Raw genomic sequence first — 23,834 nt, 5'->3', positions numbered from 1 at the left:
GAATCAATGAGAACCCGGCACCGCCAAAACGGCTTCACCCTGCTGGAAATGCTCGCGGTGATCGTGCTGCTGGGCATCGTCGCAACCATTGTCGTGCGCCAGGTCGGCGGCAATGTGGACAAGGGCAAATACGGCGCAGGCAAGGCGCAGTTGGCGAGCTTGAGCATGAAGATCGACAGCTACGCCCTGGATGTGGGGGCGCCGCCCAGCACCCTGCAACAGCTGCTCGACAAGCCCGCCAATGCCTCCAGCTGGGCGGGCCCCTATGCCAAGCCTTCGGAGTTGAAGGACCCGTTCGGCCACGGGTTCGGTTATCGCTTCCCCGGGCAGCATGGCGCCTTCGACCTGATCTTCTACGGCCAGGACGGTCAACCGGGCGGCGAGGGCTACAGTGCCGATTTGGGTAACTGGGAGTAACCCGCCCATGGCCCAGCGCGGCTTTACCTTGCTGGAGATGCTGGTGGTCATTGTATTGATCGGCATCGCCGCCGGGTTGTTGGGGCTGGGTGTGCGCCAGGGGCTGCAAGTGGCTCAGGAGCGGCGGGTGGTGGGGCAGATGGTCGAGGCACTGCGCGCCACGCGGGCGGGGGCGATCGTCAGCGGCCAGGCGGCGCGCACCGAATTCGACCTGCAACGCCTGACGTTCCGGGCTCCAGGGCGTGCTGCGCAACAGTGGCAGGCACCGTTGCAGGTGACGCTGCACAGTGCCGAGCAGGCGGGCGCCGCCGTGGTGTTCTACCCCGATGGCAGTTCCACCGGCGGCAACCTGCTGCTGGCCAGCGGCGCCCGGCGTTGGCGTATCGACATTGGCTGGCTCACCGGCAGCGTGCAGTCCAGGGCGCTGCCATGAAGCATCAGGCCGGTTTTACCCTGCTGGAAATGCTCGCGGCCCTGACGTTGATGGCGGTGTGCAGCAGCGTGTTGCTGGTTGCCTTCGGCCAGAGTGCGCGCTCGTTGGCCCAGGTTGCCCACAGCGACCGGCTAACCCAGGCCGCGCTCACGCTGCTGGACCAGGAAGCGGCCGGCCCGCTGAGCGAAGGCACCTTGCAAGGCGAACTTGATGGCATCCATTGGCAATTGACCAGTACCCGGCAACAGCCCCATCTGTTTCGTCTCGACCTGAACCTGCGCGAAGGCGTGCATCAGGCCCGCTTCAGCACCTTGAAGGCCCGCCTGTGAGGTGCCGCGAGCAGGGCTTCACCTTACTGGAGATCCTGGTGGTGCTCAGCCTGCTTTCGATATTGTTATTGCTGGTGGGCGCTGCGTTGCTGGGCGCCAATCGGGCGGTGGCCAAGGCCCAAAGTTACACCGTGAGCCTGGATGAAATGCGCACCGCCCAACAGTTTCTACGCACCGCGATCAGCGAGGCGTTGCCCTTGAATATCATTGAAGACGACAGCCAGGCCGACGGTTTTTTTATCGGTACGGCAGAGCGCTTGCAGTTTGTGGCGACCTTGCCCGGCGTGCTCGGCGGGGGCATCCAGCGCTTTACCTTGCAACGGGTAGAACAGGATTTTCAGGTGGCGTTTTCGCAGTTGCAATCCGCTGCCAACGCCCAGCGCGCTGAACCGCAAGTGCTGCTGCATAACGTCGAGGCGCTGCAATTGAGTTATCGCGGCGTATCGCCCTTGGGCCAGCCCACCGGCTGGTTGAGCGCATGGCCCTGGCCCCGGCGCTTGCCCGTCGCAGTACGCATCGACGCCAGCGTCAACGGGCCGGTGCCGTGGCTGACGCAAGTGATTGCCCTGCGCCTGAACCTCGGCAGCGCGAGCAGTGAACAATGAAGCGCCAACGCGGAGCGGCGTTGCTGCTGGTGCTGTGGGTGCTGGCTTTACTCAGCCTATTGCTCGGCGGTTTGGCTGCCTGGGTGCAACTGCAAAGTCGCCAGGCGCTGTGGTACCGCCAGCACACCCAGACGCTGTTGGCCGCCGAAGCCGGTATTGCCCAGGTCATGGCTGATCGGCACTGGGTGGCGGACGGGCGTGCCATAGCGCTGACCTTCGACGACGCCCGCCTACAGGTCCGCCTGCGCAGTGAGCGCGGCAAGCTGTACCTGGTCAACGCCGACCTCGATGACTTGCTGCACCTGGCCCTGGCTTGCGGCGCTACCCCGGCCCAGGCCCATCAGCTGGTCCAGGCGCTTGAGGCTCGGCGCCATCAGGGCCTGGCGCCGTTTCGGGTGCTGGAAGAAGTGCGGCAACTGCCCGGTATGACCCAGGCGCTGTACAGCCAATTGCTGCCGGAAATGACCTTGTGGAGCGACCTGGATCGACCCGATCCGGCATTTGCCAGCCCCTTGATGCGCAAGGCATTGAACCTGCCACGCCAAAACGCCGAGGGCGCCGACCCCGGCCAGGTGCTGGAAATCGACAGCCGTGCCGAGCGCCCCGGCGGCTATCAGGCACGCCTGCAACTCACCGTCTTATTGAGCCCCGCGGAGGACCGTGCACAACCCTATCGGGTGGTGCGGTGGCAAGAATGAATCGACTTGAACCTATCGCCCGCCAGTGGCGCGGCAGCCTGTTGCAACAAGGCTGGCACCTGTGGCTCACCGAGCTGCGCGGCTGTGTGCCGAGCTGGCTGGCCCCGCAAGAGCCGCCTGAACAGATCCATCACTGGCCGCTGACGGCGCCGGTTATCCCCGGCAGCGCCTGCCAGGTGCTGATGCTCGGCCCTGACGTGGTGCTGCAGCAACGCCTGCAATTGCCCCTGGCGGCCGCGCGCAATCTCACGGCGGTGGTCGGCTATGAACTGGACCGCTACACCCCGTTCGACGCCGAGCAGTTGTACTTCGTGGCGCTTCAGGAGCAGCGCACACCCACCCACCTTGAGGTCACGCTGGTGGCGATCCTGCGCGAGCGTCTGGATCGGATTCTGAGTGACTGCGCTGCCCTTGGTCTGCATCCCCATCGCGTCGATGTGGCGGGCCTGGGCATCGACCTGCTGCCGGCACCGTTACGCTCGCGCCAACGCCGAACGGGCAAGGATTTGCAGCGCAGCCTGCCATGGCTGTGCGGTGCCTTGCTGATCGCCGCCATGTTGCTGTGGCTCAACGACCGCCAGCGTGTGCTCGACGCCATGCACGCCACCGTGCAGCAGCAAAAAGCCCAGGTCGCCCAGGTGCACGCCCTGCGCCAGCAACTGCTCAATACCCGCGGCGCGGCGCAGTACCTCACCCAGCGCAAACGGGCGCAACCGCCGCTGGCTGCGCTGCTCAATGACTTGACCACTTGTCTGCCCGCCGACACTTGGCTCGACCAATTGGACGTCAAGGACGCTGAGGTGACCTTCTCCGGGCAAAGTGCCAAGGCCAGTGGCCTGATCACCCGCATCAAAGGCTGCCGGCGGTTGGACAACGCCCAGTTCGAAGGGGTGATTCAACCCGATGCGCGCACCGGCAAGGACCAGTTTGCCTTGCGCGCCCACTTACGCCAGGAGGCCGCCGATGCGCCGACCCCTCACACCCCGTGAACGTCGTGGCGGGGCCTTGTTGCTCCTGGCCGTGGTACTCGGTGCGGCCTATTGGTTGCTGATCGACAGCTGGTTCGCCGGCCCGCTGCGCACCATGGGCGAACAAGCCCAGCAGTTGCGTGAACAGCAGCAACGCTACGCCGCCGTGTTGCACCAGGGCGATGCATTGCGCGAGCAGCTTGAGCTGGCGCGGCAAGACCCGGCCAGCAGCGCCAGCCTGTTGCCAGGCGATGACCCCGATGTGGTCGCCGCCGACCTGATGCAGCGTCTGGCCGACCTGATCAACAGCCACGCCAACCTTGGCGGCGGCTGCAACCTCACCCAGCGCAAACCCATCACCACCGAACAGGACAGCAGCGAGCCCTATCGGCAGGTCAAGGTCAGCCTCACGCTGAACTGCGCCATCGAACCGCTGACCGCGATCCTGCACGCGCTGGAATACCAGCCGCCGTTTCTGTTTGTCGATGAGTTGCGCATTCGCCGCAGCAAACAGGCACCGGCCACTGGCGGGGCGGGCAAGCTGGCGGTGCAACTGCTGGTGCGTGGCTACCTGCAACCGGCGCAGGTGGCGCCATGATCGGTGCACTGCGCCCCCTGGAGTGGGGCTTGCTCGGCTTGGCCGGGCTATTGGGCGTACTGATGGCGGTGATCCTCAGCAGCATCGGTGATCAACCGCGATGGTTGCCGCAGGCGCCTGCACCTGTGCAGCCCTCCGTCACTGTGCAGGCCGCACCGGCGCCGGCGTTGCAAGAGCTCGCGAGCACCTGGCAGACGCCGCTGTTCAGCCCCGATCGCCGCCCGGACAGCGTGGTCGGCAAGACCCAGGTGGCGAGCCTGGCCAACCTGACCCTCAGCGGCATCATGATCACCGGCAACCTGCAAATGGCCATGCTCAAGCAAGCCGGCGGCCCACCCCTGACGGTGCGCCTGGGCCAGACGCTGCCCAACGGCTGGCGCCTGGAACACCTGACCCCGCAATACGCCCGTTTCGCCCTCAACGGGCGCACCCAGACCCTGAGCCTCTACGGCAAGCGGTTACCCCTGATTTCCCATCCCCGCGAGCCCCTCCCTTGATCGATATGCGCACTTCGCTGTTTTGCCTGGCCACTGCCGTCTCCCTGGGCGGTTGTGGATCCTTACCCGACCGCCTTGATCCGGACGAACAGCTGCTGAACGAGGCGCTGCAAGGCACCGGTTCGCAACGCCCGCCGAATGCGGAGCCTGCGATGCAAAGCGCTCTGCCCGAGGCGAAGTCGCCGCCGCAGCGCCAGCTGATTCGTGGCAATCAGACGTTCGTGCGTAAACCCACTGCGCCGGTAAAAGCCCAGGAGGAGGGCGGCGACATCGTCTTCAACTTTCAGGGCCAGCCCATCGAAGCGGTGATCAACAGCGTAATGGGCGACTTGCTGCACGAGAACTACAGCATCGCCGAGGGCGTGAAGGGCAATGTCAGCTTCTCCACGTCAAAACCGGTGGACAAGCAGCAGGCCCTGTCGATCCTCGAAACCCTGCTGTCCTGGACCGACAACGCCATGATCAAGCAGGGCAGCCGCTACGTGATCCTGCCGGCCAGCCAGGCGGTGGCGGGCAAGCTGGTGCCGCAGATGCGCGTGACGCAGCCCTCCAGCGGGCTCTCGGCGCGACTCTTCCCGCTGCGCTACATCTCCGCCACCGAGATGCAGAAACTGCTCAAGCCCTTCGCCCGAGAGAATGCGTTTCTGCTGGTCGACCCGGCGCGCAATGTACTGAGCCTGGCCGGCACCCCGGAAGAGCTGGCCAACTACCAGGACACCATCGACACTTTCGATGTGGACTGGCTCAAGGGCATGTCCGTGGCGGTCTTCGGCCTGCAACGCGCCTCGGTGGCCGAACTGATGCCCGAGCTGCAAGCCATGTTCGGCGCCGACAGCGGCACGCCCCTGGCGGGCATGTTGCGATTTTTGCCGGTCGAGCGCACCAACTCGGTGGTGGCGATTTCGTCTCAGCCCGAGTACCTCAGCGAGGTGGGTGACTGGATTCGCACCATCGACGAGGGCGGCGGCAACGAGCCGCAGATGTATGTGTACGACGTGCGCAATATGAAGGCCGCCGACCTGGCCAAATATTTGCGGCAGATCTACGGCAATGGCGTGATCAAGGACGACGCACCGGCCAAGGTCGCGCCGGGGTTGCGTACCACCACCTTGTCCTCGTCCACCAGCGCTGGGCTGCAGGCCAATGTCCCAGCGCCTGCACCCGACGAACCCGAATCCGAACCTGCCGAAAATACCCAGGCGCCCCCCACCAGCGACCTCGAAGCCGGCACCCGCATCACCGCGCAAAAGAGCAGCAACCAGCTGCTGGTGCGCACCCGTCCGGCGCAATGGAAAGAGATCGAAGCGGCGATCAAGCGCCTGGACAACCCACCGCTGCAAGTGCAGATTGAGACCCGCATCCTGGAGGTCAAACTCACCGGTGAACTGGACCTGGGTGTGCAGTGGTATCTGGGCCGCCTGGCGGGCAATTCCACCAGCACCACGGTGGCCAACGCCTCCGGCAGCCAAGGCGCCCTGGGCGGTGGCGGGGCGGGGCTGGGGGCGGCGGATTCGTTGTTCTACTCCTTTGTCAGCTCCAACCTGCAAGTGGCTTTGCACGCGCTGGAAACCAACGGCCGCACCCAGGTGCTGTCGGCGCCGTCGCTGGTGGTGATGAACAATCAGCCGGCTCAGATTCAGGTGGGCGATAACATTCCCATCAGCCAGACCACCGTCAACACCGGTGACGCCGACACCACCTTGAGCAGTGTCGAATATGTACAGACCGGGGTGATCCTGGATGTGGTGCCGCGCATCAATCCGGGCGGGCTGGTGTACATGGATATCCAGCAGCAGGTCAGTGATGCCCAGAACCCGGCGGGCAGCAGTGAGACGCCGGTGAACCCGCGCATTTCCACACGCTCGGTGTCGACTCAGGTGGCGGTGCAGAGTGGGCAGACGGTATTGCTTGGTGGGTTGATCAAACAGGACAACGCCGAGAGTGTCAGTGCCGTGCCTTATCTGGGGAAGATACCGGGGTTGCGGTGGTTGTTTGGCAATACTGGCAAGTCTAAGGACCGTACAGAGTTGATAGTGCTCATTACGCCAAGAGTCATTACCAGCAGCAGCCAGGCGCGGCAGGTGACGGATGATTATCGCCAGCAGATGCAGCTGTTGCGGCCGGCTCAATAATCCTGGCTGCTCGGAGTACCAATGTGGGAGGGGGCTTGCTCCTGATGGCGGCTTGACTGCCAGCGACTACCTAAATGATGCGACGCGATCCAAATGTGGGAGCTGGCTTGCCTGCGATGACGGCCTGACAGCCAACACAGTTATACCGAGTACATATCCATTCCTGTGGTAACGGCTGATATTGGTTCCGCTTTTACAGCGGGTCACTTTTGGAAAAGAGCCCGGAATGCCGGCCCAGCCAAAAGTAACCAAAAGGGCTCTTGCCCCACCACTCGGCACCTCGCTTAGGCTCGGTGTGCCCGTAATCCGCCAGGTATTCGGGGGGGTCGCCGCCACGCGCCATCCATGGCGCGGGGCGGCTAAACCGGCATCCCTGCCGGTTTACCCCCCAAATCCCTGTCGAATTCCGGCCAGCGTGGTTTAACGGGGCGCCTAGGATCAAAAGCAGATCAAGATCACGAGCGGCTCGCTTCGCATCGTGGTTACGGTTGGCGGCTGCAAAGTTGTGTAGATACCTATGCTATCGAGGGCAACCTCCCTAGCCCAGAATCTCTCTGCTGCTGATGGGTTAAACATTACCGTTATGAATAAAAATATTAAATAATAATGAAAGTAGAGAATATTAGCTTATGCCAAAACAGCATTATATTTTTGAAATTCATTCCGTTATGTTTGAGCTCAACAGCCTACCCCTGACCTCGGATGGTACCCAGCGTGATTCAGATTCTGCGCGCCTGACCGGGTGACTATCCCCCGCAGCAGAGTCGTTGGACGGGAGCTCAACGTATGTTGCCACTTCAAACCCCTCGCTTGCCCCACACCTAGCCCAAGCCGAAACGCCTTTTGAACACCGGTCACGCCGCGTCAGGCGCGTGCCTGCTCGATTTCGCGATTTGGAAAAAGCCGGGAATGGATATGAAGCACGTTCTACAACCCACCGCCGCCCTGACGTTGTCCTTGCTGGCTGCAGCGACGCAAGCCCAGGACGACAGCACCTTGTCTACCGTCGTGGTCACCGGCAACCGTGGCGCCGAGCAGCGCACGGTCACCAGCAGCCCGGTGCCGATTGATGTGGTCAGCGCCAAGCAACTGCAAAGCACCGGCAAGCCCGGGCTGATGGAGGCGTTGAGCGCAGTGATCCCGTCGCTGACCTTGCCGGAAAAAACCGGCTGGGACGCCAGCGGCATTGCCCGGGCGCCGAACCTGCGGGGCTTGAGCGCCGCCGAAGTACTGGTGCTGGTCAACGGCAAGCGCCGCCACACCAGCGCCACCTTGAATATCAACGGCATCAACACTGGCGCGGCGCCGGCGGATCTGGACCTGATCCCCATCAGTGCCATCGACCATGTGGAAGTCCTGCGCGATGGCGCCGCAGCTCAATACGGTTCCGACGCCATCGCCGGGGTGATCAACGTGATCCTCAAGGCCGACACCAGCGGCACTTCGGTGACCAACACCGGCCTTGGCTACGACGGGAAGAAACAGACGGTGCAGCAAAGCCTCAACAAGGGCTTCGAAATCGGTAACGGCGGCATCGTGCAGTTGGCTCTGGATGCGCGTAGCCAGAACGATGACAACAAGGCCAGCGCCAATGGCTACACCTACGAGCAGGCGTATGGCCTGGCAGGCAAGTCCACCTATGGCGGCTACGGCACGCCCAAGACCAACCTGCTGACCCTGGGCTACAACGCCGAGCTGCCGATCGATGACAGCCTCAGCCTGTACTCTTTCACCACCTACTCGCGACGCAAGGCCGAGCAGGGCCAGAACTTCCGGCTGCCGACCATCACCAACACCATCACCACCGGGCCCAATGGCTATCCGGCCGGGTACACCCCGACCTGGTACATCGACGAGGACGATTTTCAGGCGGCCTTCGGCGGCAAGGGAACCCTGGGTGAGTGGGACTGGGACCTGTCCACCACTTACGGGCGCAATGAAGCGGAGCAGGGCACCACCCACAACCAGAACCCGTCCCTGGGCGAGGCCACGCCGAACAGCTTCACGTCCGGCACCTGGATTTCTACCGAGTTGACCACCAACCTGGACTTCAAGCGCGGCTTTGATATCGGCCTGCAAAAACCCTTGGACCTGTCTTATGGCTTCGAGCATCGGCGCGATACCTACGAGGTACAGGCCGGTGACTACGGGTCTTATGCCAACGGCGGCTACTGCGTGGCGCCGGGTAACTGTGCCTCGTCCGGAGCCCAGGTCACCAACGGTATTTCCCCGCAGGAAGAAAGCAGCGCTTCTCGCAACAGCCTGGCCAGTTATGTGGACGTGGGCTTCAACCCCTTGCCGGATTGGTATGTCGGCACTGCTTTGCGTTATGAGCATTACAACGAAGGCGTGGGTGCCACCCGCAGCGGCAAGCTGACCACCCGCTACGACTTCACGCCGCAGTTCGCGGTGCGTGCCACGGTGAGCAATGGCTTTCGGGCGCCGTCCCTGGCCAACAGTTTGTTCAGTGCGCGCTCCACCACCTATGGCGTGGTGGACGGCGTGTACCAGTCGATCAATTACGGCGTGCTGCCGTTGGGGTCGGCGGCGGCCAAGGCGCTGGGCGCCGAAGAGTTGAAGCCCGAACGCTCCACCAACTTCAGCCTCGGTTTCACCCTTACACCCACCGACCGCCTGAGCTTCACCGCCGATGCCTACGTGATCAATCTACGTGACCGCATCACCCTGACCGGCACCTTGCTTGGCCCTGAAGTCACCCAGGTACTGCAGAACAACGGCATCAACTCCACCTCCGGCGGCCAGTACTTTATCAATGGCGCCGACACCCGCACCAAGGGCCTGGACCTGGTCAGCAGCTACAACCAGGACCTGGGCGCGTTCGGCGCGCTGAAGTGGACCGCTGCGTTCAACTGGAACCAGACCAGAATCCAGAACTACAAGGCGTCCACCAGCATCCTTGGCCGGCCTTATGACCTGATGGATCGCGAGGCCCGCAACCTGATCACCGGCGTGCAGCCCAATACCAAGCTGATCCTTGGTGGCGACTGGAGCATCGAACGCTTCAATCTCAGCCTGGCCCTGACTCGCTACGGTTCCTACAAGGAGGTCAATTCATCGGCCAACCGCGACCTGGACCGGGTCTACAGCGCCAAATGGATCACCGACCTCGACCTTGGCTACAACCTCACCAAAGACCTGAACATCGCCATCGGCGCCAAGAACCTGTTCGACCAATACCCCAAGAAACAAGGGGTGCCGAGCAGCACCATGGTCGCCAGCTACGGCACCTATTCGCCCTACGGTTTTACCGGCGGGTACTACTACACCCGGCTGACTTACGCCTTCTAAGGCCTGCGAGGAATAGCACATGCCCATTGTCGCCAAACCCTACGACCTGCTTGATGAGGTCAGCGCCCAACCGCTGCGCCAGCGCCGTATCTCGACGCCGATAAAGGCTCTGCAAGTAGTACCGGCCCGACATCCCTGGCGCTGGGCCGGGTCGATCTTCGCCGCGCTGGTGCTGCTGGCCATCGTGCATTCCCTGGCCACCAACCCGCGGTGGGAGTGGGGGGTGTTCGGCCAGTGGTTCTTCTCGCCGTCAGTGCTGCGCGGCTTGGGGCAGACGCTGTTGCTGACGCTGCTGAGCACGGTGTTCAGCGTCATCCTTGGCACGGCGCTGGCGTTGGCGCGGCTGTCGGGCTCACCGTTGCTGGCCGCATTGGCCTGGGGCTATATCTGGTTTTTCCGCTCGATGCCGGCGCTGCTGGTGCTGATCATTCTCTACAACTTTGCCTACCTGTACGACCACATCGTGCTCGGTGTGCCGTTCACCGATCTGGTGTTCGCCGAGTGGTCGACGGTGGATGTGCTCAGTCAATTCACCGTGGCGGTGCTTGGCTTGAGCCTGATGCAGGCCGCCTACGCGGCAGAGATCATCCGCGGTGGCCTGATCGGTGTGGAGGCCGGCCAGCATGAAGCAGCCGCGGCCCTGGGGTTGCCGGCCTCGCGGCGCATCTTCCGCATCATCCTGCCCCAGGCGCTGCGTTCGATTTTACCGTCGGGGTTCAACGAAATCATCGGCCTGGTCAAGGGCACTTCCATTGTCTATGTGCTGGCCCTGCCCGAGCTGTTCTACACCGTGCAAGTCATCTACAACCGCACCCAGGCGGTGATCCCGCTGCTGATCGTGGCCACTGTGTGGTACCTGATCATCACCACCGTGCTCACCAGCGCCCAGTACTACGTCGAGCGTCACTTTGCCCGCGGCACCGCGCGGGTGCTGCCGCCGACGCCGTTGCAGCGCCTGCGCCTGTGGCTCAAGGAGAAGTCCCATGGCTGAAGCACGCGCCGGGCGCATCCAGATCCAGGGCGTGGGCAAGCGCTTTGGCAACCAGCAGGTGCTCGATAACATCGACCTGACTATCGACCCCGGCAAGGTCACGGTGATCCTCGGCCCGTCCGGCTCGGGCAAGTCCACCCTGCTGCGCACCATCAACCACCTGGAGAAAATCGACAGCGGGCATATCACCATCGACGGTGAATATGTCGGCTACCGACGCAAGGGCGACCTGCTGTTCGAACTCAAGGAACGCGAGATCCTCAAGCGTCGCATCGACGTCGGTTTTGTATTCCAGAACTTCAACCTGTTCCCGCACCTCACCGCGTGGGAAAACATCGCTGAAGCGCCGTTGGCCCACAAGCGCTGGAGCAAGGCACAAGCGCACTTCAAGGCTGCCGAGTTGCTGGCCAAGGTCGGCCTGGCGGACAAGGCCGACGCCTATCCGCGCCAGCTCTCCGGTGGTCAGCAACAACGCGTCGCCATCGCCCGGGCCCTGGCGCTGGATCCCAAGGTGCTGCTGTTCGACGAGCCCACCTCGGCCCTCGACCCTGAGCTGGTAGGCGAGGTGCTGGACGTGATCAAGGGTCTGACCCGGCTGGGGGTGACTCTGGTGATCGTCACCCACGAGATCGGCTTTGCCCGTGAAGTGGCCGACCACGTGGTGTTTCTTTGCGACGGTCAACTGATCGAAGAAGGCCCGCCCGAACAGATCCTGCGCCAACCCCACCATCCCCGCACCCAGGCCTTTCTCGGCAAGGTGCTTTAGTTCAAGGAGTGAGTGCCCATGTTCATCAACACCACCCGCGTGACCTTGCTGGCGCTTGCCGTCAGCACCGCGCAATACGCCTTCGCTGTGCAACAGGTCGATCTCAGCCCCGACCGCCCGCGCATCCATGTGCCGCGCAATGAAGCGGCCATTGCGCAGATCCCGCCGGGCTTCAAGTTCGCCCAGCCGGGCAAGTTCACCGTGGCCGTGTCCGGCGTGGCCGGGCCGCCCCTGGCACTGCTCGCCAGTGACGACAAGACCACCATCGGCAGCGAAGCCGATACCGCACAACTGATCGCCGATAGCCTCGGCCTGCAACTCAATGTGGTACAGACCAGTTGGGAGGATTGGCCCCTGGGCGTCAGCTCGGGCAAATACGACGTGGTGATCAGCAACGTCACCGTCACCGAGGCACGTAAAAAGCGTTTTGACTTCGCCACCTACCGCCAGGATGTGCTCGGCTTTTACGTCAAGAGCACCAGCAAGATCAACGCGATTCAGCAGGCGGCGGACATTGCCGGGCTGAAGATCATCGTCGGCTCCGGCACCAACCAGGAAAAGGTCCTGCTGGCCTGGAACGAGGCCAATGAAAAAGCCGGCCTCAAGCCTGCGCTGTTGCAATACTTCGACGACCAGGCCGCCGCGCAACTGGCGGTGCAGTCAGGGCGCAGCGATGCGCTGTTCGGGCCGAACTCGGTGTACGCCTATTCGGCGGCGATCACCGGCGGCATCAAGCGCGTCGGCACTGTCAACGGTGGGTGGCCGTTGCAGGCCGATATCGCCGTGACCACGCGCAAGGACAACGGCCTGGTCCAGCCGATCCACACTGCCTTGGAAGGCGCGATTGCCGGAGGGCAATACGAGCAGGTGCTGCAACGTTGGGGCCTGGATGTCGAACGCGTCGACAAGTCGCTGATCAATCCACCGGGCCTGCCGGACTAGGAGCATCGACATGGGACTGACACGACGTGAAGCGCTGTCGAGCATTGCCGCAGTGGGCGGTGAGAAGGCGGTCAAGGATGCACTGGCGGTGTTGGGGCTGGGCCCATCGTCACACCGCCGACCGCAACCGCTGAAACTCAAGGATGGCCTGGGGCAGGGCACCCGCGTGCTGGTGCTGGGCGCCGGGATTGCAGGATTGGTCACGGCCCTGGAACTGAGTCGCGCTGGCTTCAGCGTGCAGGTGCTGGAAGCCCGTGAGCGCGTAGGTGGTCGCACCTGGACCCTGCGCAACGGCGATCGCGTGGCCTACAAGGATGGTCGCTCGCAAACCGTGGGGTTTGATCCGGGCCAGTATTTCAACGCCGGCCCGGCGCGTATCCCCAGCCAGCACCGCACCATCCTCGACTATTGCAGTGAGCTGGGCGTGCCGTTGGAAGTGCTGGTCAACAGCAGCCATGGCGCTCAGGTGCGGCCGGACCTGAGCCAGCCGGCGTTCAGTGTCGGCCAGGCGCTCAACGACACCCGTGGGCACCTGTCCGGGTTGCTGGCCAGGGCGGTGCAACGTGACGCCCTTGACGATGTGTTGAGTGGTGAAGAGCGCACGCGCCTGCTGGGTTTTTTGCAGGTGTACGGCGACCTGTCCCAGGAGCTGGCCTTCGAGGGCACCCTGCGTTCCGGGCACCTTGAATCCGCCGCCCACCCTGGCGCCTTGCCCGCCCGCCACAAGCCGCTGGGGTTGGAGCGCTTGCTGCACCCGGAACTCTGGGGCGCTTTGTTGCACACCGAATTCCCGGAATTTTCAGCCACCATGTTCCAGCCGGTGGGCGGCATGGACCGCATCACCGACGCCCTCTACCGACGCGTGCATGAGCAGGTGCAACTGGGCGCCCAGGTGCGGCAGATCCGTCAGTTGGAGGAGGGCGTGGCGGTGACCTATCACGACCAGCACAGCGGCCGCGAACAGGTGGTGCGTGCCGATTACCTGGTCTCGACCTTGCCGCTGCCCCTGCTGGCCAGGCTGGACAGCGACTTCAGCGACCCGGTCAAGGCCGCCTTGCTCAGCACGCGCAGCGACCAGGCGACCAAGGTGGCGTGGCAATCCCCACGTTTCTGGGAAACCGATTACCGCACCTATGGCGGCCTGTCATGGGTCGAGCACCCGGCGCGCTTGCTGTGGTACCCCAGCAACGACCTCAATACCCGCGAGGGCGTGCTGGTGGCCGGTTACGTGACCGGGGAGGGCGCCGACGTGTTCGGCGCACAGCCACTCGAACAGCAGCACGCCGCCTCCCGACAAGCCGTAGAGCTGTTGCATCCAGGTTATTCCAAACATTTGCGTCATCCGCTGGCGGTGTCCTGGGAACAGATCCCCTACAGCGAAGGCCCGTGGCTGCAACGCGAACACTTCCCCGCCCAGGCCCACGCCTTGCTGGAACGGCCCCATGGCCGGGTGTACTTCGCCGGCGACGGCCTGGTGCAAAGTGGCGTGGGCATCTGGCAGGAGTCGGCGGCCAACTCCGCGCGCCATGTGGTGGCGCAACTGGCCGAGCACATCACCCAACAACGACAGATCGCGGCTGTGGCCGCCTCTTGAGGAGCAACACCATGAGCGACAGCATTCAACGCACCAGCGTGGGCGATTTTCCCATCTCGCAAACCGTCACCGTGCCGGCCTCGGCCAGTCTGATATTCGTCAGCGGCACGCTGCCCGATCTCGCCGACCCGAATGTGCCTGGGGTTTACGGCGACACCGAAGTACAGACTGTTTCAGTGTTCAACAAACTGCGCAAAATCCTCCAGCAGCAGGATCTGGACCTGGGCGATATCGTGCAGTTGCGCGTATTTCTGGTCGGCGCGGAAGAAACCGACCGCAAGCTGGATTTTGCCGGGTTGCAGCGGGGGTATACGCAGTTCTTCGGTACGCCCGAGCAGCCGAAAAAACCGGCGCGGACCGCGTTGCAAGTGGTGGCGCTGCCGTTGCCGGGGGCGTTGGTGGAAGTGGAGGCGATTGCTGCCCGAACTGCTTGATGCACGATTTGCTATCAGCAAGGTGGTGCGCACGGCGGGAGCAGCCCTGCGTCATTGTTGGCGGCTCGAACTGTGGGAGGGGGCTTGCTCCCGATAGCGGATTGTCAGTCACTGCATGTGTTGGCTGAACCACTGCTATCGGGAGCAAGCCCCCTTCCACATGGCTACTCTTTATTGCTGCAACAACAAAGCCTGCTGCTTGAGCTTGCGCTTCTGGACAAACGGTAAGGTTTCATCATCCCCATACGGCGCGCTGTACCAATTGCCGTAGCTCGGGTTGGGCAGCAGGAACCAGCGCTGCCCCAGCCAGTTCACATAGGGTTCGACGGCCTTGCGCTGCGCAGCCAGGGTGTTGTGTTCGGCCTGCACGAAATCGCCCAACGAGTCGCCCGCCATCAACAGCACGCGTGCTCGGCTGGCGACCCACTGGCGGCGGCACTGCTTGCCGTAGCCCGCGCTTTCGCAGTGGCCGGTGGGGGTGCTGGCCGCCAGGATCTGTGCGTCGCTCTCAATCGGAAAGCCGCGCAAACGCAGGTTTTTGGCGGTGGCCGCGACCTGGCTGTGCTCGCGGTTGGTGAGGTAGTACACCTTGACACCTTTTTGTCTGGCCGCTTGCAGGAACGCCACGGAACCCGGCAGCGCCTGAGCCTTGGCCTGCTCGACCCAGGTATTCCAGCGATCGTAGGAATAGACCTGATTGTTGACGATGTCGCGAGCGTTGAGCGGCACGTTGTCCAGCAAGGTCTCGTCGATATCCACGATCACCGCCGGTGGCAAACCGGTCAGCTTGCGCGCAGGCAAAGGCAGTGCGTCCCAGTTGGGGTCGGCCAGCGCTACATCGAGTTGGCGGGTGGCGTTGGCGAAGAGCTGGCGGTAGATCATCTCGTGCTCGATGGACGTCTGGGTCCAGAGCACTGCATCGAGTTGGTCGTTAGCCGGTGGTGTTTGCTGGCAGCCTGCCAGGGCGGTGGTCAGCAGGCAGGCACTGGCAAGGAACAGGTTACGCATGGGCAAATCTCGCGGAGGATGGGTGCGTGGTCGGCACAGTAGCGCATTCCCCCGCACAATCAAGGCGTACACACCAGTGCCTGGCGCTCGTAGTTCAACGCCTTGTTCTGTGGTGCCAGCGCATAGCTCGCGCTACAACGCTGTTCCCCCCACTTGATGATCAGCGTGCCCTGATCCTCTTCCACCAGTGCCAGGGCATTACCATTGGGGTCGGCAATCGCCAACTGCTTGCCATTGGCGTCTTCCAGTGAGGCACCAAACGACAGCGGTTGATGCTGTGCATCAAACAACTCAAACAACACCCGCCGCCCGGTGGTGCCGCTGTAATGCGCCACCACGATGGCGCCACGGCGCGGCACCAGCTGCTGGGTGGCGTTGGTGATTTCCACGTCGCCACCCAGGTCGCGAGTGTCCAGGCTGATCCAGTTGACCCGGTAGGGTTGCGCAGTGGGAACCACCGCATAGCCGTTGTAGCCGGTCTCCACCCCGCTGTAGCTGCTGATCTTGGCCCCAGAGACGCCTGGCACTTCGGCCAGGGCGAAGGTCTCGCTGACCGTCTGCCCCAGGTTGACGCCGCCCGCGTGAGCCACCACCGAGCCTGCGAGGTTGAAGTTCTGTGAGTTATAGCCCTGGCCCTGGCTGTAGCCGAGGCTGACGTCGGCCACGGCGGTGCGGCTGTTGATGTTCACCGAACCTGAGTCGCCGCTGGTGTCACTGTGGCCGGCCTGCACCGAATAGGAGGTGTCGCTGGTGTCGGCCACGTAGCCATTGATGCCCGCTTGGGTGGTGGTGTTGCCACGTTGGTGGCTGGTGGTGACGAATGCCCGTGGCGCGCGAGCCTGTTTGCCCAGCGGGAACGAGATGGACAGGTTCACCTGTGTGTCGCTGCTGGGCTGTCCCCAGGTGACGATTTGCTTGGTGCGCGTCACGCCGAGGTTGTAGCTCAGGTCGCCCCAGTTGCTGGAGTAGCCGGCTGAAAAACTCTTTGACCCGCCGCGGTTCCAGTAACGCTGGTCGCTGGCGGTCAAATACAGGCTGCCGAACTCGCTGTTGCGCCCGATGCTTTGGTTGATAGTCAGGTCGGTGCGGGTTTTCGAGTGGCCGGTGCGCACGCGCACGTCCTCGCTGCTGTCTTCCACATGGTCGGTGAGGGTGCGATAGCCCTCGGTGGAATAGCGATAGGCGGCCAGGGTGAAGTTGGTATCGGTGCCGGCGAAGGTCTTGGCGTACAAGGCGCGCACGCTGCTGCCCTGGGAGGTTCGCCCCTGGGCCTTGCTGGACGAATGGGTGGTATCCAGCGAGAACGCACCGAACGAGGTGTTCTTGCCGGCGCCGATGGACAACGCATTGTAGTCCTCGCTGGTTTGCAAACCCACGATGCCGCTGAGGTTGCTGGTCAGACCATAGGCCAGTGTACCGCTGAGAAAACGCGGGGTTGCCATGCCATCGGCATTGCTGTTGAACGTGCCCACTGAGAGGCTGTACTTGACCTGGCCCTCACGCACCATAATTGGCAGGCTGGAAAACGCCTGCCTCGTCACCCGTCGCGTGCCGTCGGCTTCGATCACGGTGATTTCCAGGTCGCCGTTGGAGCCGCTCGGGTAAATGTCATTGATCTCGAACGGGCCCGGCGCGACGTTGGCGGTGTAGAGGATGTAGTTGTTCTGGCGGATTTCTACCCTCGCATTCGTCTGTGCCACGCCACGAATCACTGGCGCATAGCCGCGCTCGCTGTCGGCACGCATGCCGTCATCGGAGGCCAGTTTCAGGCCGCGATATCGCACGCTGTCGAACAGGTCGGTGTCGGAGAAAATCTCACCGGCGCTGAACTGGCCCTTGATAGCGGTCACGTCGTGCTGCAGGTAGGTGCGGTTGCTGGTGAAGGTGTTCGCGCGGCCGGTGCCGCCACTGAGGTTCGACTCGTTACGCAAGCGCCAGGCACCCAGGTTGATGCCGTTGCGCAGGCCCAGGTTATTGGCAATACGTGTTTGATAGTCGCCGGCAGTGCGGCTGCTGTTGAGCTGGTAGTTGATGAATGCGGCAGGTACGCCCTCGTCCCACAACTGCGGGTCGACATACCCGCGCAAGCCGCGCTGCATGGCCACTTGCGGAATGCTCGCCATCAGGCGCAGGCGGCTGCTGTCGTAACGCACGCTGGCGTCTTCGATCATCTCGGCGAGGGCGTAGCAGTCCTGTGGCTGCTGCGGGTCGAGTTTGCCCTCGGCCTGCAGGCGCTTCATGTCGACGCCCAGTTGCTTGAGCAGGTCGAGGGTCAGGCAGGCTTCGATCCGGCCGTTTTTCGGGTCGCGCTTGAAGTCGATATCGCGCCGGCCTACCAGCACTTCGTTGCTGTAAAGGTCGACGCGGTAATTGCCCGGCAGCACGCTGTTGGCCGAGAGCAACTGCTGCAAATCGACCGATGACTTCGAGCCTTGCAGGAATGTGGTGTTGAAGGTTTGCGCTGCCTCATCGGCCATCGCCAAAACCGGCAGGCAGGCTGCGATCGCCAGTGATAGCGTCTTTAACTTCAGTGCGCCACACGCGGGACTGTTGCTGGGATTAAAAGACATGCGAGGACCTATGACATCCCTGATCAGCGAGCAGGCGAGTACGTAAACAGGCCGATGGAGTAAGCCTATGGGTTAGAGAAAATAGTTAGTGTTGGAGGAGCGACTCAGTGGCGCGTACGGGGGCCGAAGGGCCGTCGGACAGAGGCGCGGTATAGTGGTTCTGAGCGCCGTAGTCATTGATGCTGGAAAACGACAGCTGAACCGGACCTGCCGCTGGCGGCGCTTTGAGTGGGAACTGTTTTTCCTCGCCGGGCGCGATCATGGTCGAGTCACTGGCCAGTTGCGCCTGTACTTTGATGTCGGCCATGGACACGTGGTAAAGCGTCGGGTTTTTCACCCGCAACAGGTGCTGGACGCCATGTTTGACCAGGGTCCATTCAAGCTGCGCAGGGGCTTGCAGCGCACTACCGGTTAGGCCGGCAGGGCGGTAAAAAATCTTGATGCGCTGGCGGATGGCCAACTGCAAGGAGTTTTCAGTTTCGCTGTTCTTGGGGATTTCTTGCACGTTGAGCCACACCACCGACTCGCGGTCCGTGGGCATGCCGGTGCCTTCATACAGGATGCGCAGCAGTTGCTGCTCCTTGACAAAGATGCGTGCTATTGGCGGCGTGACAGCAAACGGCGCAGGGCTACTATCAGCGTCGTTCCTGTCCACCCAAGATTGAATCAAAACCTCCTGGTTCCCGTTGCGTACGGTGACATTGGCTTCTTTGTGGTCGCCATCGAACACGAGACGGGTGGTGTTCAGTGAAATGCTGGCGGCGGCCTGGGTAGCCAAAAGCATGCCCAACAGCCCCAGACACGCGGCGATAGAACGAGGCTGCATGTGGGTTATCCGGTGTAATTAAGAGAAAGTGGCGAGGCCGTATGGCCTCGCACGTTCGGTGCACAGAGCGCCGGTGTTACTGGTATTGCAGGATGAACGGCAGAGTGGCATCACCGCGACCGGCGGTGGACGCACCGGCAGCACCGGTGGTGACGTAGGCAGCCGCAAAGCTCAGGGTCGCGTCGCCGCCGGCAGTGCCATTGCCGTGCATGTCGCTTTCAATACGGGCGGTGGCTGGCGAGCTGAGGTCAATCAGGGTGCCGTTGCTGTCGAGCAAAGCGATACCGACGTTTTTCGCCGAGGCCGTACCTGGATTCAGCGCCAGTACCTTTTTGCCGTTCACCAGGCCCGAACCGCCGTTGTTGGGTTCGAAGAGCATGGTGACTTTGGTGCCTTGGTTGCAGTTGACGTTCAGATTGAAATCTTTGGCTGTCACTCGGCCGGCAGTTGGATTTTCTGCGGTGCCCATGTCTTTAATTGCAACGTTGCCCATGTCGACCGAAATGGTACGGTCGGATTTGGCGCCCTCTACCGTGCAGGCGTCGTTGTTGATCACGCCAGTGAAAGTGACTTTACCGCTACCAGCCATGGACGGTTTCGGTGCTGGGTCGGCAGCAAATGTGCTGCCGGAGGCAGCGATAATCGCCGAGGCGATAACAGCCAGGGAAAACTTTTTCATGATGATGCCCGTAAGTGTAAGTTGAAAAGCGATTGTTGAATTGCGAGCAAAGAATAAGCAGCGACGCGGCGCGGGCGAATAAGACGATTCTTATAAGTGACGAAACTGGCGTCTTACTTGCGTTGGCTTTAAAGGTGGGGGCCAGCAAGTAGGGGGGACGCCATTGTCCAGGAAGGGCTTGCAAAGAGCGGGTTAGTTGAAAACGTTACGCGCCAGGCAATAAGCGAGAAGGTCTTGGTCGCTGCTTACTTCAAGTTTGCGCATCGCCGAGATCTTTTGCGCGCTGATGGTCTTTGAACTACGGTTCTGGCTGCGTGCAATATCACTCACGCTCATGCCGGAAACAAATAAGCGCAGGATTTCGAACTCTTTGGGCGACAAGCTGGTAAAGCGCTCGTCGATGGCCGTGAGGGTCTCGATCACCGAGGTCTTGGGCGGCTCCAGGCTGCGATACGTGCTCTGTTGTGCAATGGCCTTGAGTGCCAGTTGAATCTCGGTGTGCAACTGGCTTTTCTGGATGATGCCGATCACGCCCAGCTCTTGCAGGCGAGTGAGGATCAGGTGGTTGGAGATCATTGTCAGGATCAGGATCTGCACCTGCGGGAAATGCCGTTTCAGGTACTCCACCAGCTTCAGACCATCGCCGTAGGGCGAGTCACCCGGCATGTTGTAGTCGGTAATCACGATGTCGGCGTCCTGGCGCTGCAACAGTTCGATCAGGCCCGCTGAACACACGGCCTCGCCGACGACCTGAAAGCGTGTATCGCGCTCTACCATTTCGCGTACCCCGAGCAGCACGATCGGGTGATCGTCCGCGATAACTACATTGAATTTTTTCATAAAGGGCCGTCCGTAATGCCAGTTCAAGTGAGGGAAGTTTGCCCGGGCTGGAGGGTTTCCAGGATGGCCAACAGTCGCTGCATCACAACCTTCACCTTGAGCTCAAGCGTGGTGTTGAGGCTGCTGCGGTTAAGCGCGGTTTCCAGTTCGATGCAGGCCTGGGCCAGGTTGAAGGCCTGCGCGGTACCCAGGGCGCCGGCGGCCGAATGCAGCAGTTGACCAAGGGCGCGCGCATCGCGCTGTGCCAGGGCTGCACCGATACGTTGTAAGTCTTGCTGCATGCTGCTGATGAACAGCGGGAGCATCTTCTCTGACAGCTGCACCCTGTCGTCGAACTGCTCGGATGGTGGTTTGACCTTACACAGCTTGGCCAAGTGTTCGCGCAAGGTTTGCAGGCTCAAGGGTTTGACGAGCCAGGCATTCATGCCTACCGCCAGGCAGCGCAGGCCCTCCTCGCGCATCGCATTGGCGGTCACGCCGATGATCGGTAACAGCGGGTCATGCAACCTGAGCGCACTGGTCAGTTCATAGCCGTTCATCAGGGGCATGTTTACATCGGTCAACACCAGGTCGAAAGCTTGCGGTTGCCATTGCTGCAGCGCCTGCTCGCCGTTGGCGGTCAGGATCACTGAGCAACCGAGGGCTTCCAGTTGCTCCTTGATGATCGCCTGATTGACCGGATTGTCCTCGGCCACCAGTATGTGCAATCCGAGCTTCCCGATACTTTGCGGCTGGGCTGCCGCTGGTTGTTCATGCTTGCCATGTTGAGCCAAGGACACGATGCTGGCGATGGTACGTACGTCGTGCATATCCACAACCCAGCCCTGTGCTGTGTGCAACGGCGGTGTGCGCGCACCTGGCACGCATTGTACGCGTTGGCCGGCCCAGGGCCGGGCGGGCTCGTTGGGCAGCAGGTCCACCAGCACCGCATGGCCGTTATCCTGCTCCCGCGTGGGCGTCGCCAAGGACGCCACTATGCCCAGGCGATTGAGCCAGTCACACAGCGACTGCGCCAACTCGCCCACTGGCGCCTGCACGTACACAGGTGTTTCACTGGGTTCGATCAGCGGCGGGTTGGTCAGCGTGCCGTGGCACAGCGGCAGGCGTATCTTCAGGCTAAAACTGCTGCCCAGGCCGGGCTCACTGACCACCTTGATCTCGCCGCCCATCATCTGCGCCAGCCAGCGGCAAATCGGCAACCCCAGCCCTGCACCGCCTTTGCTGGCGATGTCCGGTGACTGGTAAAACAGGTCGAACAGCTTGATCTGCTGCGCCTCGCAGATGCCCACGCCGGTGTCGGTGACTTGCCATTCCAGGTTGACATGCTCGGCATCGTGCGCGGTGACTTTGGTGCGGATCACCACACGCCCGATGTCAGTGAACTTGAGGGCGTTACTTACCAGGTTGTTGAGGATCTGGCGGATGCGCATCGGGTCGCCCATTACGCTGTCAGGCAGCGTCGGGTCGATGTTGCTATAGAGTTGCAAGCCCTTGCGTTGGGCGAAGGCGGCGTAGGTGTGCAGCGTGTCTTCGAGTATGTCCAGCGGGCAGAACTCCACGGCTTCAATCGCCATTTGCCCTGACTCGATTTTCGACACGTCCAGTACGTCGCTGATCAGTTGGAAAAGTGTGGCGGATGACCGCTGGATCGTATGCAGGTAAGTTTTCTGGTATGAGTTGAGGTCGGTCAGGCCGAGCAACTCCAGAGTGCCGAGTACACCATACAGCGGGGTGCGAATTTCATGACTCATGGTCGCCAGGAACAGCGTTTTGGCCTCGTTGGCGGCATCGGCGGCTTTCAATGCCTGAGCGTCGTCAATATGCCGAGTGATGTCGTTGAACGCATACAAGCGCACGTCTTCGGCCTGATATCGGGTGGACACGTAACCGATTTGCAGGTGCCGGCCTTCGATCTCCAGGTATGTCTCGCCGTTCTCGCTGTTGTCATGCACAGCGGCCAGGGCGGCTGCCAGGCGCGCGGAGCCCGGCCACAGCTTGGCGCGTTGGTTCTCGATCAACAGCTTGCCGTCGCTGCGCCGTATCAGGCATAAGCCGATGGGGGCGGTGTCGATGATCACGCGACTGAACTCCAGGCTCTCGGCAATCTGTTCATGGGCCAGGCGAGCCGGCGTAATGACTTGGCGCCGGTACCAGCGGCTGCCGGCCCAGCCCAGAGGGAGCAGGCTCGCGAGGAGCAGGGTTAGGGTGCTCAGCGGGCTTAAGGTCGCGTGAAATAAGTGCGAGTAGTTCAGGCCATAGATCGCGATCCAGGGATGGTCGCCCGGCTGGGTCATCTTGAATTCAATCCCGTCTGTGGTGAAATGCACGCCATCGCTGAGCGATGCCCTGGCCTCTGGGCCGACCAACTGGGTGCCGTCGGGTGCAATCAGGGTGAAGCGATCAATCACCGAGTGTTCCTGGGGTTGCAGTACATCGCTGATCGGAGTCGCGTCTACCAGGGTGCCGACCACCACCGGGCCCTGGCCGCCGAGTGGCAGGCCGATGTAGGCCATTAGATGCTCGGGAATGGGCCCCGCCCGCCAGTACACGCGATTGTCTTCCAGCGCGTGCGGCGCCTGCTCAAGAATTTGTTCCACTGCGTTGAGCAGTGCTATCGGGTTGCCGATTTCCTCGATGGTTTTCCGACGTAGGTAGCCCACCGACGGTATGGAGAGGGCGTAGTGCTTCTGTCGATTGATCAGAAAGGTTTGCGGTGCCTCGTACGACGATGGGGACCAGAAGGCGCTGAAGTAGCTCGTCAGGTTCGCGCCTAAGGCAAAAATCTGCGATTTGGCGGTGGCGCTGACCTGTTGTTCATCGATATTGACGTTAAACGGCACCGAAAACGAATACTTCAAACCTTCGTAGAGGGTGCGATTTGTGTCGTTCATGCGACTTTCCAGGCTGACCGAGACGTTTATGGGGTGCAATATTTCGGCCTGTATACCCGTGTGCGTCAGGCCCCTGAGGTATGATTCCTGTCCTGCAAGGTTTTCCATCAGGCGCGCGAATTGAATGCGTGCGGCGCTATAGTGAGAATTGATCTCCCATTGCAGTGACCAATAGTTGGTCATGACTAGCATCAGCGTGATCCCGAGGAGCATCATCAGGCCTTTGTTCAGGCGCCATGGACTGCGAGTGATGACTTCGAGGTCTGTCGTGTTGTGCTTCATTATGGGGTTCCGCAGGTGCAGGATG

The 23,834-nt window shown here is 62.1% G+C and carries 21 protein-coding genes; 15 read left to right on the top strand and 6 right to left on the bottom strand.

Going from position 1 to position 23,834, the window contains the following annotated elements:
• Positions 1–6: 6 nt before the first annotated feature.
• From gspG to E4P00_RS24005, 15 genes are all read left to right on the top strand, one after another.
• Positions 7–417, top strand: a complete 411-nt coding sequence (gspG, locus tag E4P00_RS24075; protein ID WP_103733804.1) for a type II secretion system major pseudopilin GspG — start codon at positions 7–9, stop codon at positions 415–417.
• Positions 418–424: 7 nt separating this feature from the next.
• Entirely contained in the window at positions 425–850 is a 426-nt protein-coding gene (locus E4P00_RS24070; protein WP_248133198.1) for a prepilin-type N-terminal cleavage/methylation domain-containing protein, read from the top strand.
• Entirely contained in the window at positions 847–1,179 is a 333-nt protein-coding gene (locus E4P00_RS24065) for a prepilin-type N-terminal cleavage/methylation domain-containing protein (RefSeq protein WP_248133197.1), read from the top strand. Before E4P00_RS24070 ends, E4P00_RS24065 begins: the two co-directional genes overlap by 4 nt.
• Positions 1,176–1,784 (top strand): prepilin-type N-terminal cleavage/methylation domain-containing protein, encoded by a 609-nt coding sequence (locus E4P00_RS24060; RefSeq protein WP_248133196.1) that lies wholly within the window; start codon positions 1,176–1,178, stop codon positions 1,782–1,784. Before E4P00_RS24065 ends, E4P00_RS24060 begins: the two co-directional genes overlap by 4 nt.
• Entirely contained in the window at positions 1,781–2,482 is a 702-nt protein-coding gene (locus tag E4P00_RS24055) for a general secretion pathway protein GspK (protein ID WP_248133195.1), read from the top strand. The genes E4P00_RS24060 and E4P00_RS24055 overlap by 4 nt, the downstream gene beginning before the upstream one ends.
• Positions 2,479–3,471: a PilN domain-containing protein gene (locus tag E4P00_RS24050; RefSeq protein WP_248133194.1), complete on the top strand. Its 993-nt coding sequence runs from the start codon at positions 2,479–2,481 to the stop codon at positions 3,469–3,471. The genes E4P00_RS24055 and E4P00_RS24050 overlap by 4 nt, the downstream gene beginning before the upstream one ends.
• Positions 3,446–4,048 (top strand): type II secretion system protein GspM, encoded by a 603-nt coding sequence (gspM, locus tag E4P00_RS24045; RefSeq protein ID WP_078821829.1) that lies wholly within the window; start codon positions 3,446–3,448, stop codon positions 4,046–4,048. Before E4P00_RS24050 ends, gspM begins: the two co-directional genes overlap by 26 nt.
• Positions 4,045–4,545: a general secretion pathway protein GspN gene (locus E4P00_RS24040; protein ID WP_078821828.1), complete on the top strand. Its 501-nt coding sequence runs from the start codon at positions 4,045–4,047 to the stop codon at positions 4,543–4,545. The genes gspM and E4P00_RS24040 overlap by 4 nt, the downstream gene beginning before the upstream one ends.
• 5 nt (positions 4,546–4,550) lie before the next feature.
• Positions 4,551–6,677, top strand: a complete 2,127-nt coding sequence (gene gspD, locus E4P00_RS24035; RefSeq protein WP_248133193.1) for a type II secretion system secretin GspD — start codon at positions 4,551–4,553, stop codon at positions 6,675–6,677.
• Between the two features lie 915 nt (positions 6,678–7,592).
• A complete protein-coding gene (locus E4P00_RS24030) occupies positions 7,593–9,986 on the top strand; it encodes a TonB-dependent receptor (RefSeq protein ID WP_216091806.1) in 2,394 nt (797 codons plus the stop codon).
• Between the two features lie 19 nt (positions 9,987–10,005).
• Positions 10,006–10,977, top strand: a complete 972-nt coding sequence (locus E4P00_RS24025; RefSeq protein ID WP_248133192.1) for an amino acid ABC transporter permease — start codon at positions 10,006–10,008, stop codon at positions 10,975–10,977.
• The gene (locus E4P00_RS24020; protein ID WP_216091805.1) at positions 10,970–11,743 is read left to right on the top strand and encodes an amino acid ABC transporter ATP-binding protein; all 774 of its coding nucleotides are present in this window, start codon (positions 10,970–10,972) and stop codon (positions 11,741–11,743) included. Before E4P00_RS24025 ends, E4P00_RS24020 begins: the two co-directional genes overlap by 8 nt.
• A gap of 18 nt (positions 11,744–11,761) precedes the next feature.
• Positions 11,762–12,685 carry an ABC transporter substrate-binding protein gene (locus E4P00_RS24015; RefSeq protein WP_216091804.1) on the top strand — a complete coding sequence of 308 codons (924 nt, stop codon included), beginning with the start codon at positions 11,762–11,764 and terminating at the stop codon, positions 12,683–12,685.
• 10 nt (positions 12,686–12,695) lie between these two features.
• Complete coding sequence (locus E4P00_RS24010; protein WP_223019072.1) at positions 12,696–14,279, top strand: FAD-dependent oxidoreductase; 1,584 nt, start codon at positions 12,696–12,698, stop codon at positions 14,277–14,279.
• 11 nt (positions 14,280–14,290) lie between these two features.
• The gene (locus tag E4P00_RS24005) at positions 14,291–14,713 is read left to right on the top strand and encodes a RidA family protein (RefSeq protein WP_248133191.1); all 423 of its coding nucleotides are present in this window, start codon (positions 14,291–14,293) and stop codon (positions 14,711–14,713) included.
• Between the two features lie 171 nt (positions 14,714–14,884).
• On the opposite strand, the gene E4P00_RS24000 is transcribed toward E4P00_RS24005, so the two are convergent.
• From E4P00_RS24000 to E4P00_RS23975, 6 genes are all read right to left on the bottom strand, one after another.
• Positions 14,885–15,721 (bottom strand): HAD family acid phosphatase, encoded by an 837-nt coding sequence (locus tag E4P00_RS24000; protein ID WP_248133190.1) that lies wholly within the window; start codon positions 15,719–15,721, stop codon positions 14,885–14,887.
• 59 nt (positions 15,722–15,780) lie between these two features.
• Complete coding sequence (locus E4P00_RS23995; RefSeq protein WP_248133189.1) at positions 15,781–18,291, bottom strand: fimbria/pilus outer membrane usher protein; 2,511 nt, start codon at positions 18,289–18,291, stop codon at positions 15,781–15,783.
• Positions 18,292–18,376: 85 nt separating this feature from the next.
• A complete protein-coding gene (locus E4P00_RS23990; protein ID WP_248133188.1) occupies positions 18,377–19,117 on the bottom strand; it encodes a molecular chaperone in 741 nt (246 codons plus the stop codon).
• 76 nt (positions 19,118–19,193) lie between these two features.
• The gene (locus tag E4P00_RS23985) at positions 19,194–19,796 is read right to left on the bottom strand and encodes a fimbrial protein (RefSeq protein WP_078821819.1); all 603 of its coding nucleotides are present in this window, start codon (positions 19,794–19,796) and stop codon (positions 19,194–19,196) included.
• Positions 19,797–19,988: 192 nt separating this feature from the next.
• Positions 19,989–20,636, bottom strand: coding sequence for a response regulator (locus E4P00_RS23980; protein WP_078821818.1), 648 nt, complete (start codon positions 20,634–20,636; stop codon positions 19,989–19,991).
• A gap of 23 nt (positions 20,637–20,659) precedes the next feature.
• Positions 20,660–23,809, bottom strand: coding sequence for a hybrid sensor histidine kinase/response regulator (locus E4P00_RS23975; protein ID WP_248133187.1), 3,150 nt, complete (start codon positions 23,807–23,809; stop codon positions 20,660–20,662).
• Between the last annotated feature and the right edge of the window lie 25 nt (positions 23,810–23,834).

It is taken from the genome of Pseudomonas sp. B329 (genome assembly GCF_023127835.1).
Lineage (GTDB): Bacteria > Pseudomonadota > Gammaproteobacteria > Pseudomonadales > Pseudomonadaceae > Aquipseudomonas > Aquipseudomonas synxantha_A.
The sequence above is the reverse complement of the archived record's forward strand: the minus strand, read 5'-3'. Positions and strand labels throughout refer to the sequence as shown.

Coding starts and splice junctions, on each gene's coding strand:
- gspG (WP_103733804.1), top strand. CDS start 7: ATGAGAACCCGGCACCGCCAAAACGGCTTCACCCTGCTGGAAATGCTC.
- E4P00_RS24070 (WP_248133198.1), top strand. CDS start 425: ATGGCCCAGCGCGGCTTTACCTTGCTGGAGATGCTGGTGGTCATTGTA.
- E4P00_RS24065 (WP_248133197.1), top strand. CDS start 847: ATGAAGCATCAGGCCGGTTTTACCCTGCTGGAAATGCTCGCGGCCCTG.
- E4P00_RS24055 (WP_248133195.1), top strand. CDS start 1,781: ATGAAGCGCCAACGCGGAGCGGCGTTGCTGCTGGTGCTGTGGGTGCTG.
- E4P00_RS24050 (WP_248133194.1), top strand. CDS start 2,479: ATGAATCGACTTGAACCTATCGCCCGCCAGTGGCGCGGCAGCCTGTTG.
- gspM (WP_078821829.1), top strand. CDS start 3,446: ATGCGCCGACCCCTCACACCCCGTGAACGTCGTGGCGGGGCCTTGTTG.
- E4P00_RS24040 (WP_078821828.1), top strand. CDS start 4,045: ATGATCGGTGCACTGCGCCCCCTGGAGTGGGGCTTGCTCGGCTTGGCC.
- gspD (WP_248133193.1), top strand. CDS start 4,551: ATGCGCACTTCGCTGTTTTGCCTGGCCACTGCCGTCTCCCTGGGCGGT.
- E4P00_RS24030 (WP_216091806.1), top strand. CDS start 7,593: ATGAAGCACGTTCTACAACCCACCGCCGCCCTGACGTTGTCCTTGCTG.
- E4P00_RS24025 (WP_248133192.1), top strand. CDS start 10,006: ATGCCCATTGTCGCCAAACCCTACGACCTGCTTGATGAGGTCAGCGCC.
- E4P00_RS24020 (WP_216091805.1), top strand. CDS start 10,970: ATGGCTGAAGCACGCGCCGGGCGCATCCAGATCCAGGGCGTGGGCAAG.
- E4P00_RS24015 (WP_216091804.1), top strand. CDS start 11,762: ATGTTCATCAACACCACCCGCGTGACCTTGCTGGCGCTTGCCGTCAGC.
- E4P00_RS24010 (WP_223019072.1), top strand. CDS start 12,696: ATGGGACTGACACGACGTGAAGCGCTGTCGAGCATTGCCGCAGTGGGC.
- E4P00_RS24005 (WP_248133191.1), top strand. CDS start 14,291: ATGAGCGACAGCATTCAACGCACCAGCGTGGGCGATTTTCCCATCTCG.
- E4P00_RS24000 (WP_248133190.1), bottom strand. CDS start 15,721: ATGCGTAACCTGTTCCTTGCCAGTGCCTGCCTGCTGACCACCGCCCTG.
- E4P00_RS23995 (WP_248133189.1), bottom strand. CDS start 18,291: ATGTCTTTTAATCCCAGCAACAGTCCCGCGTGTGGCGCACTGAAGTTA.
- E4P00_RS23990 (WP_248133188.1), bottom strand. CDS start 19,117: ATGCAGCCTCGTTCTATCGCCGCGTGTCTGGGGCTGTTGGGCATGCTT.
- E4P00_RS23985 (WP_078821819.1), bottom strand. CDS start 19,796: ATGAAAAAGTTTTCCCTGGCTGTTATCGCCTCGGCGATTATCGCTGCC.
- E4P00_RS23980 (WP_078821818.1), bottom strand. CDS start 20,636: ATGAAAAAATTCAATGTAGTTATCGCGGACGATCACCCGATCGTGCTG.
- E4P00_RS23975 (WP_248133187.1), bottom strand. CDS start 23,809: ATGAAGCACAACACGACAGACCTCGAAGTCATCACTCGCAGTCCATGG.